Origin of the sequence: Burkholderia sp. Ac-20379 (assembly GCF_017104645.1) — a bacterium.
In the GTDB taxonomy this organism is placed as follows: domain Bacteria; phylum Pseudomonadota; class Gammaproteobacteria; order Burkholderiales; family Burkholderiaceae; genus Burkholderia.
In genome coordinates, this window is record NZ_JAAGPF010000424.1 from 1 (window position 1) to 5328 (window position 5328).

7 protein-coding genes and 1 pseudogene are annotated in these 5328 nt (G+C 70.9%); 7 read left to right on the forward strand and 1 reads right to left on the reverse strand.

What is annotated here, in order from left to right:
- A pseudogene (locus G3N92_RS30525) lies at positions 1 to 286 on the forward strand (hypothetical protein); the annotation flags it as partial.
- 146 nt (positions 287 to 432) lie between these two features.
- Positions 433 to 1296, forward strand: coding sequence for an arylamine N-acetyltransferase (locus G3N92_RS30530; protein ID WP_206131276.1), 864 nt, complete (start codon positions 433 to 435; stop codon positions 1294 to 1296).
- Between the two features lie 40 nt (positions 1297 to 1336).
- On the opposite strand, the gene gcvA is transcribed toward G3N92_RS30530, so the two are convergent.
- On the reverse strand, positions 1337 to 2266 hold the full coding sequence (gene gcvA, locus G3N92_RS30535; protein WP_206131277.1) for a transcriptional regulator GcvA: 930 nt from the start codon (positions 2264 to 2266) through the stop codon (positions 1337 to 1339).
- Positions 2267 to 2492: 226 nt separating this feature from the next.
- Here gcvA and G3N92_RS30540 point away from each other — a divergent pair, with 226 nt between their 5' ends.
- The 5 genes from G3N92_RS30540 to G3N92_RS30560 form a co-directional block, all read left to right on the forward strand.
- The gene (locus G3N92_RS30540) at positions 2493 to 3269 is read left to right on the forward strand and encodes an SDR family NAD(P)-dependent oxidoreductase (RefSeq protein ID WP_206131278.1); all 777 of its coding nucleotides are present in this window, start codon (positions 2493 to 2495) and stop codon (positions 3267 to 3269) included.
- Positions 3270 to 3303: 34 nt separating this feature from the next.
- Positions 3304 to 3585, forward strand: a complete 282-nt coding sequence (locus G3N92_RS30545; protein WP_206131279.1) for a hypothetical protein — start codon at positions 3304 to 3306, stop codon at positions 3583 to 3585.
- Positions 3586 to 3613: 28 nt separating this feature from the next.
- Positions 3614 to 3958, forward strand: a complete 345-nt coding sequence (locus G3N92_RS30550) for a carboxymuconolactone decarboxylase family protein (protein ID WP_206131280.1) — start codon at positions 3614 to 3616, stop codon at positions 3956 to 3958.
- Between the two features lie 66 nt (positions 3959 to 4024).
- Positions 4025 to 4693: a cupin domain-containing protein gene (locus tag G3N92_RS30555; protein WP_206131281.1), complete on the forward strand. Its 669-nt coding sequence runs from the start codon at positions 4025 to 4027 to the stop codon at positions 4691 to 4693.
- The coding region (locus G3N92_RS30560; protein ID WP_206131282.1) for an FAD-dependent oxidoreductase at positions 4690 to 5328 on the forward strand (639 nt) is incomplete at its 3' end. The genes G3N92_RS30555 and G3N92_RS30560, both read left to right, overlap by 4 nt.

Here is a 5328-nt window from a genome sequence, read left to right on the forward strand (position 1 = left end):
GCTCCTGTCGCAGGCGTTCGCCTCGGCGCCCCAGGCCGGCATCGACCGCGATACGTTCCGCACCGGCCTCGTCTCGCTCGGCGAAGGCCTCCAGCGCTTCGAAGCCTTGCCGCAAGGCGGCCGCGCGCAGGCGCTCGACGCCACCGCATCGCGCTTCGCCGAACACGCTCCCGACCAGATCGACGCCGCCGCCACCACGCTGCACGATGCGGTGCACTACGCGGCGGCACACGGCATCGACGTGCCGCCGGTCGCCGCGCTGGCGCTGCGCCGCGCGACGCGCTGAGCGCCGGGCGATGCCGCACGGCGCCACGTCATTCACGGGCCGCGCATCCCACGCGGCCCGTGGCGTTTTGCGGACGCCGCGCGGCGCGCGGTGCTAAGGTATCGCGCATTCGCCGCCGGCTTCCTCTTCCAACGGATTCCTCCAGCATGTACAACGACCTCGATCTCCCGACCTACCTCGAACGCATCGGCTATCGCGGCAAGGTGGAGCCGACGCTCGACGCGCTGCGGCAACTGCATCTGCTGCATCCGCGCGCGATTCCGTTCGAGAATCTCGATCCGCTGACCGGCCTGCCGGTGCGGCTCGACATGCTGTCGCTGGCCTCGAAGATGGTCACGCGCCGCCGCGGCGGCTACTGCTTCGAGCAGAACCGGCTGTTCCACGCGGCGCTGCGGCAGTTCGGCTTTCGCGTCACGCCGCTGATCGCGCGCGTGCGCTGGCAGCAAACCGCCGATGTGGCCACGCCGCAAACCCACAAGCTGCTGCGCGTCGATCTCGACGGCGAAAGCTGGAACGTCGACGTGGGGTTCGGCGGCGTGACGCAAACGGCGCCGCTGGCCGCCACGCCCGGCATCGCGCAGCGCACGCCGCACGGCGAATACCGGCTCGTGGCCGCGCCGGTGCCGGGCGAGTTCGATCTCGAATTCAGGACGGCGAAGCGTTGGGAGAGCGTCTACCGGTTCGGCGCGCGGCGCGTCGAACGCGTCGATATCGATGTGGCCAACTGGTACACGTCCACCCATCCCGATTCGAAGTTCGTCAACGATCTGATCGTCAGCCGCGTGCTGCCCGAAGGGCGCGCCGCGCTGCACAACGACGTGTTCACGCTGCGGGACGCGCGCGGCGAGGCCAGCAGCGAACGCCTCGCCGATCCGGCCGCGTGGGCGGCGTGCCTCGACGAGCGCTTCGACATCGATCTCGACGGCTTCGACGTGGACGGCCTGTTCGCCCGCGTGCAGGCCCGCAGCGCGGCGCTCGACGCGCTCGCGCAGGCGCAAGCCACGCGCTGAACGTCGCCAGCGGCGCAACGGTGACGAACGGCCGCTGCCGCTAGGCGGGCGCGCCGCCGCTGCCGGCCGCCTCGGCCATCAACCATTCCCGGAACGCCACGAGCTTCGGCTGCGCCGCGCAATCGGCGCGATACGCGACGTAATAGGCCAGCGCCGACGCGAAGCGGATCGCCGGAAACAGCGGCACCAGCCGGCCGGCGGCCACGTCGTCGCGGGCCAGCACGCTGCGCGCGAGCGCCACGCCGTGGCCGTCGATGGCGGCCTGCAGCACGGCCGCCGAATTGTTGACCTGCATGCCGCGCCGCGCATCCACCTCGCCGGCCCCCGCGTGGGCCAGCCATGCCTCCCACGACGCGAACCCCGCGTTCGGCTCCACCGACAGATCGTGAATCAGCGCCTTGCCCGCCAACGCGTGCGGCGAGGCGGGCGTGCCGTGCCGCGCGAGCCAGCCCGGCGAGCAGACCGGATCGATCTGTTCGTCCATCAGTTTTTCGGCTACCAGGCCCGGCCACACGCCACGCCCGTAACGCACGCCGATATCGATGCCCTGCGCGACGAAATCCACCGGCTTCAGATTGGTGTCGAGCCGCACGTCGGTTTCGGGGCAGCGCGCGTGGAAGCGCTCGATGCGCGGCAGCAGCCATTTCGCGGCGAACGCGGGGCTGACGGCCACCGTCAGCACGCCCGAGCGCGTGCCTTCGCGCAGCCGGTCGAGGCCGATCGACAGGCGGTCGAAGCCGGCGCGGATCTCGGGCAGCGCGCGTTCGGCGCTGGGGGTAGGCACCAGCCGCGCGCGGCCGCTCGTGCCGCGATGGAACAGCGGCGCGCCGAGCCAATCCTCCAGCGAGCGCACCAGCTGGCCGACCGCGGCCGGCGTGACGTTCAGTTCGGCGGCAGCGGCCGAGAAGCTCTGATGGCGGGCGCTGGCTTCGAACGCGCGCAGCGCGTTCAGGAATACGGGGCTTTTCACGGTGGCGGCAGCAGGGGCGGGACGATCCGCCGAGGATACGCCGGCCGCCGTTCGCATGCCACGACAAGATAAAGATTTTCTTTCAATGCCGCACACATTATCTGGTTTGTGCCGCGCCGCCCGCAGGCGAACAATGCCGTATCGAACCACGGCAATTCAGGCGATACGAGGCAGTCACGCCGCGTCTCCGCCCCGTGGCCATCCACGATCACGAACGGAGTTCATCATGCATAGTTTTTCTTCCAAGGTGGCGATCGTCACGGGCGGCGGCTCGGGCATCGGCAAGGAGGTCGCGGCGCGGCTCGTCAAGGCGGGGGCGAGCGTCGTGATCGGCGGGCGCAGCGAAGCCAAGCTCAAGCAGGCGGCGGCCGAGATCGACGCGAGCGGCGCGCGCGTGCGCACCCTCGCCGGCGACATCGCCACGCCGGCCGCGGCCGCCGCGCTGGTGGAACTGGCGACGCAGGCGTTCGGCGGCGTGGACATCCTGATCAACAACGCCGGCATCTTCAGCCCGAAGCCGTTCCTCGAGGTCGGCGAAGCCGAATACGACGGCTTCCTCGACACGATCCTGAAGGGCAAGTTCTTCATGGCGCAGGCCGCCGCGAAGGCGATGCAACTGCGCGGCGGCGGCGCGATCGTGCAGACCGGCTCGCTGTGGGCGCTGCAGGCGATCGGCGCGACGCCGTCGGCGGCCTATTCGGCGGCCAACGCCGGCGTGCATGCGCTCACGCGCAATCTCGCGATCGAGCTCGCGCCGTCGCGCATCCGCATCAACACGGTCGCCCCGGCCGTGGTCGAAACGCCCGTCTACAACACGTTCATGTCGGACGAACAGGTCAAGGCCACGCTGCCCGCGTTCAACGCGTTTCATCCGCTCGGGCGCAACGGCCAGCCGGCCGACGTCGCCGAGGCGATGCTGTTCCTGGCGTCGCCGGAAGCCTCGTGGATCACCGGCACCGTGCTGCCGGTGGACGGCGGCGTGATGGCCGGCCGCCACGCCTGAATTCCGTTCACCCCCTCTCGAAGGAGTCGACACGATGGTGTATCTGCAAATCACGCTGAAGATCGCCGCGGCGCAGCGCGCGGCGGCGGCGGGCGTCTACGCGAAGTACAAGGCCGTGTTTCTCGACACGATTCCCGGCGCAAGCTCGAAGCAGCTGCTGCTGCGCGACGCGGACGTGCAGGTGCTGCACGGCTTCGACAGCGAGGCGCACGCGCAGGCCTATCTGACGAGCGCGCTGTTCACGGCCGACGTGGTGCGCGAGCTGACGCCGCTGCTCGACGCCGCGCCCGACGTGCGCGTCTATCAAACCGCCTGATCCGTTTTTGACCGAGGAGCAACCCATCATGATGCAGGAATGGAATGGCTATCGCGACGCGCTGCTGGAGCGCGTCGGCGATTTCGCGAAGCTGAACCCGGACGCGATGCGCGGGCTGATGACGATCGACGGCGCGGGCGCGAAGCTCGGCCGGCTCGAACCGAAGATCCACGAACTGATCGCGCTGGCCGTGGCGGTGACCACGCGCTGCGACGGCTGCATCGCGGTGCATACGCAGAAGGCCGTCGAGCACGGCGCGACGCGCGAGGAGATCGCCGAGGCGCTCGGCGTGGCGATCGCGCTGAACGCGGGCGCGGCGCTGACCTATTCGGCGCGCGTGTTGGACGCGCACGCGGCGTTGCCGGCGGCCTGAGCGCGCCGGCGTGGTTTGACCGCCACGGCGTCCAACCGTGGCGGTGTTTTTTTCAAGGATGCCCACATGCTCGTCAATGCCGATTTCACGCGCCGCGCCGTGGTGCCGGCCGATCAAGCCCGCTGGATCGCCTCGCCGCAGGCCGGCGTCGAGCGCGCGATGCTCGATCGCGTCGGCGGCGAACAGGCGCGCGCGACCAGCCTCGTGCGTTACGCGCGCGCCTCGCATTTCCCGAGCCATCCGCACCCCGGCGGCGAGGAAATCCTGGTGCTCGCGGGCGTGTTCTCGGAAGGCGAGCGCCATTACCCGGCCGGCTGGTATCTGCGCAATCCGCCCGGCTCGGCGCACCGGCCGTCGAGCGACGACGGCGCGCTGCTGTTCGTCAAGCTGCGCCAGATGCGCGCCGACGAGACGCGCACGGTGCGCATCGACACGCGCGACCCGGCTGCGTGGCGGCAGCGCGGCGAGCGCGCGTTCTGCCCGCTGTTCGATTCGCCGGAAGAAACCGTGGCGTTGCAGCGGCTGGCCGCGCAGGCCGCGCCCGAGATTGCGGGGGAAGGGCGCGTCGAGTTGCTCGTGATCGAGGGCGCGTTGCGGCTCGACGACCACAGCTATCCGCGCGGCAGCTGGATTCGCCTGCCCGACGGCGACCGCCCCGCTTGCCGCGCGCAAACGGCCGGCACGACCGTCTATGTGAAAACGCTGCGCGAGAGACGCGACGAGGTGACCGCATGACCCGGCTGTTCGACGGCGACCGCTCCGATTCCCGAGCGGCCCGCGTGACGACGTTGCGCGGGACGCGCGACGCCACCGTGGCCATCGTCGGCGGCGGGCTCGCGGGCCTCGTCGCGGCCTGGCGGCTCGAACGGCACGGCGTGGACGCCGTGCTGATCGAGGCCGGCGAGCGGCTCGGCGGGCGTATCGAATCGCCGACGGCCGCGCAGCTGGATTCGGCCGCTGCCTGCGCCGCTGAATCCGCGCGCGTCGATCTCGGCGCGACATGGTTCTGGCCGTCGATGCAGCCCGCGCTGAGCGGCCTGATCGACGCATTGGGCCTGCCGGCTTTCGCCCAGCACGAAGCCGGCGACATGCTCGTCGAACGTTCGCCGCACGGCGCGCCGCAGCGCCTGCACGGCTATGCGACGGGATCGATGCGGCTTGACGGCGGCATGACGGCGCTGGTCGACGCCGTGCGGGCGCGCTTGCGCACCACGCGGATCGTCACCGGCGAAACGGTGCGGCGGATCGGCCGCGTGGCGCGTGGCGTCGAACTGGACGCGATCGATCCGGCCGGCCGCATCGCGACGTACCGGGCCGGGCATGTGCTGCTCGCGCTGCCGCCACGGCTCGCCGCCGCCACCATCGCGTTC